This window comes from Streptomyces sp. NPDC054841 (assembly GCF_053611045.1).
Window position 1 is genome coordinate 1 of record NZ_JBSGZO010000677.1, and the last position, 3568, is coordinate 3568.

The 3568-nt window shown below is 69.3% G+C and carries 3 protein-coding genes; 2 read left to right on the plus strand and 1 reads right to left on the minus strand.

Going from position 1 to position 3568, the window contains the following annotated elements:
* Nucleotides 1–159: 159 nt before the first annotated feature.
* Complete coding sequence (locus ACWGI8_RS41590) at nucleotides 160–1683, minus strand: TldD/PmbA family protein (RefSeq protein WP_453668647.1); 1524 nt, start codon at nucleotides 1681–1683, stop codon at nucleotides 160–162.
* Nucleotides 1684–1994: 311 nt separating this feature from the next.
* On the opposite strand from ACWGI8_RS41590, the gene fabG reads away from it, so the two are divergent.
* Nucleotides 1995–2714, plus strand: a complete 720-nt coding sequence (gene fabG / locus ACWGI8_RS41595) for a 3-oxoacyl-[acyl-carrier-protein] reductase (protein ID WP_453668648.1) — start codon at nucleotides 1995–1997, stop codon at nucleotides 2712–2714.
* A 4-nt stretch (nucleotides 2715–2718) separates the two neighbouring features.
* Nucleotides 2719–3489: an enoyl-ACP reductase FabI gene (gene fabI / locus ACWGI8_RS41600; RefSeq protein WP_453668649.1), complete on the plus strand. Its 771-nt coding sequence runs from the start codon at nucleotides 2719–2721 to the stop codon at nucleotides 3487–3489.
* Nucleotides 3490–3568 lie beyond the last annotated feature (79 nt).

Sequence of the window (3568 nt, forward strand, 5' to 3'; positions counted from 1 at the left end):
CCCCCTGAGTCGTGTTGAGACTGTGCTTTCCCGGGGGCGCCCCCCGGACCCCCGGCCGATTCCGAGGTGACCGCTCATCGACCGGCCTCCTGAGTCGTGTTGAGACTGTGCTTTCCCGGGGGCGCCCCCCGGACCCCCGGCCGATTCCGAGGCGACCGCTCATCGACCGGCCTCCTGAGTCGTGTTGAGGATGTTGACGCCGCGGAACAGCGCGGACGGGCAGCCGTGGGAGACCGCCGCGACCTGGCCCGGCTGGGCCTTGCCGCAGTTGAAGGCGCCGCCGAGGACGTACGTCTGCGGGCCGCCGACCTTCTCCATCGAGCCCCAGAAGTCCGTCGTCGTCGCCTGATAGGCGACGTCCCGCAGCTGACCGGCCAGCCGGCCGTTCTCGATCCGGTAGAAGCGCTGCCCGGTGAACTGGAAGTTGTAGCGCTGCATGTCGATCGACCAGGACCGGTCGCCGACCACGTAGATGCCGCGCTCCACGCCCCCGATCAGATCCTCCGTCGAAAGACCGCCCGGCTCCGGCTGCAACGACACGTTCGCCATTCGCTGCACGGGAACATGCCCGGGCGAGTCCGCGAACGCGCAGCCGTTGGAGCGGCCGAGACCCGTCAGCCGCGCGATGCGCCGGTCCAGCTGGTAGCCGACGAGCGTGCCGTCCTTGACGAGGTCCCAGCTCTGCGCCTCGACGCCCTCGTCGTCGTACCCGACCGTGGCGAGACCGTGCTCCGCCGTCCTGTCGCCGGTCACATTCATCACCGACGAGCCGTAGCGCAGCTTGTTCAGCTGGTCGAAGGTGGCGAAGGACGTGCCCGCGTACGCCGCCTCGTAGCCGAGCGCCCGGTCCAGCTCGGTGGCGTGGCCGATCGACTCGTGGATCGTCAGCCACAGGTTGGACGGGTCCACGACCAGGTCGTACGCCCCCGCCTCGACGCTCGGCGCGCGCATCTTCTCGGCGAGCAGCTCCGGGATCTGCTCCAGCTCGGAGTCCCAGTCCCAGCCCGTCCCCGTCAGATACTCCCAGCCGCGGCCCACCGGCGGCGCGATCGTCCGCATCGAGTCGAACTCACCGGTCGTCTCGTCCACGGCGACCGCCGTGAGCTGCGGATGCAGCCGCACCCGCTGCTGCGTGGTGACGGTGCCCGCCGTGTCCGCGTAGAACTTGTTCTCGTGCACGGTGAGCAGCGAGGCATCCACATGCGCCACACCGTCCGCCTGCAGCAGCCGCGTGCTCCAGTCCGTCAGCAGCGCGGACTTCTCCTCGTCGGCGACGGTGAACGGATCGATCTCGTACGACGAGACCCACGTACGGTCCGCGTGCACCGGCTCCTCCGCGAGCTCCACCCGCTCGTCGGACCCGGCCGCCGCGATCACCTGCGCGGACAGCTTGGCCATCGCCACGGCCTGGCTCGCGACCCGCGCTGCCGCGTCCATGGTCAGATCGACCCCGGACGCGAAACCCCATGCCCCGCCGTGCACGACCCGCACCGCGTACCCGAGATCGGTGGTGTCGGAGGAACCGGCGGGCTTCGCGTCCCTCAGCCGCCACGCCGCGCTGCGCACCCGCTCCAGCCGGAAGTCGGCATGCTCGGCGCCGAGCGCGCGGGCCCGCGCGAGCGCCGCGTCGGCGAGCGCCCGCAGCGGCAGCGCCAGGAAAGACTGATCGATCTCATGGGGCACAGCGGCCCTCCCCTTCTCGACCCAACCGATTACGACTCGCAGTGAATCATGCAGTGCCGACAGTCACGACGGCCATCGCTTTGCGGCCTGCGACGGCGGCGCACGCCGGGGAACGAGCCGGAGACGTCGGGAAACGACAGGACAGGACCGGTCCTGGCCAGGGGCCCGCGCTCCGGTCCGCCCCGCCGGGCGGCCTTCTGTAGGGACCCGACAGTGCATCCGGTACGCCACTGTCAGGGGTCGATCCCTTGCAGAGGGGGCGGTACCGATAGGTTTTCGCAGTACCAGACCGCTATCGAAAGGGTGATCCGTTGAGCCGCTCGGTTCTCGTCACCGGAGGAAACCGGGGCATCGGCCTCGCCATCGCCCGCGCGTTCGCCGAAGCCGGTGACAAGGTCGCGATCACATACCGGTCGGGGGAGCCGCCGGAGGCCCTGACCCAGCTCGGCTGCCTGGCCGTCCGGTGTGACATCACCGACGCCGAACAGGTGGAGCAGGCCTACAAGGAGATCGAGGACAAGCACGGTCCCGTGGAGGTGCTGGTCGCCAACGCCGGCGTCACCAAGGACCAGCTGCTGATGCGGATGTCCGAGGAGGACTTCGTCTCCGTCCTCGACACCAACCTCACCGGCACCTTCCGTGTCGTGAAGCGGGCCAACCGCGGCATGCTGCGGGCCAAGAAGGGCCGTGTCGTCCTGATCTCCTCCGTGGTCGGCCTGCTCGGCTCCGCGGGTCAGGCCAACTACGCCGCCTCCAAGGCCGGCCTGGTCGGATTCGCCCGTTCCCTCGCCCGCGAACTCGGGTCGCGGAACATCACGTTCAACGTCGTCGCGCCCGGTTTTGTCGACACCGACATGACCAAGGTGCTCAGCGACGAGCAGCGCGCGGGCATCGTCTCGCAGGTGCCGCTCGGCCGTTACGCGCAGCCGGAGGAGATCGCCGCCGCGGTGAAGTTCCTCGCCTCCGACGACGCCTCGTACATCACTGGAGCCGTCATCCCCGTTGACGGCGGATTGGGCATGGGTCACTGATCACATGAGTGGAATCCTCGCCGGCAAGCGCATCCTCATCACCGGTGTGCTGATGGAGTCCTCCATCGCCTTCCACACCGCGAAGCTGGCCCAGGAGCAGGGTGCGGAGATCATCCTGACGGCCTTCCCGCGGCCCACCCTGACCGAGCGGATCGCCAGGAAGCTCCCCAAGCCCACCAAGGTCATCGAGCTCGACGTCACCAACGACGAGCACCTCGGCCGCCTCGAGGACGCCGTGCGCGAGGAGCTCGGTGGTCTGGACGGCATCGTCCACTCCATCGGCTTCGCCCCGCAGGACGCCCTCGGCGGCAACTTCCTGAACACGCCGTTCGAGTCCGTGGCGACCGCGATGCACGTCTCCGCGTTCTCGCTGAAGTCGCTGACCATGGCCTGCCTGCCGCTGATCCCGCAGGAGGGCGCCTCGGTGGTCGGCCTGACCTTCGACGCCCAGTTCGCCTGGCCGCAGTACGACTGGATGGGCCCGGCGAAGGCCGCGCTGGAGGCCACCTCCCGCTACCTCGCCCGTGACCTGGGCAAGCAGCACGTCCGCTGCAACCTGATCTCGGCCGGCCCCATCGGCTCCATGGCAGCCAAGTCCATCCCCGGCTTCACGGAGCTCGCGGACGTGTGGAACCACCGTTCCCCGCTGGAGTGGGACATGGCCGACCCGGAGCCGGCCGGCCGCGGTGTCGTCGCGCTTCTGTCCGACTGGTTCCCGAAGACCACGGGCGAGATCATCCACGTCGACGGTGGCGTGCACATGATGGGTGCGTAACGCAGCGTAACGAATTCAGGACGTCACCCGGACGCCTGCGATGCCCCGGTCACCCGCTGTGTGCGGGGGACCGGGGCAT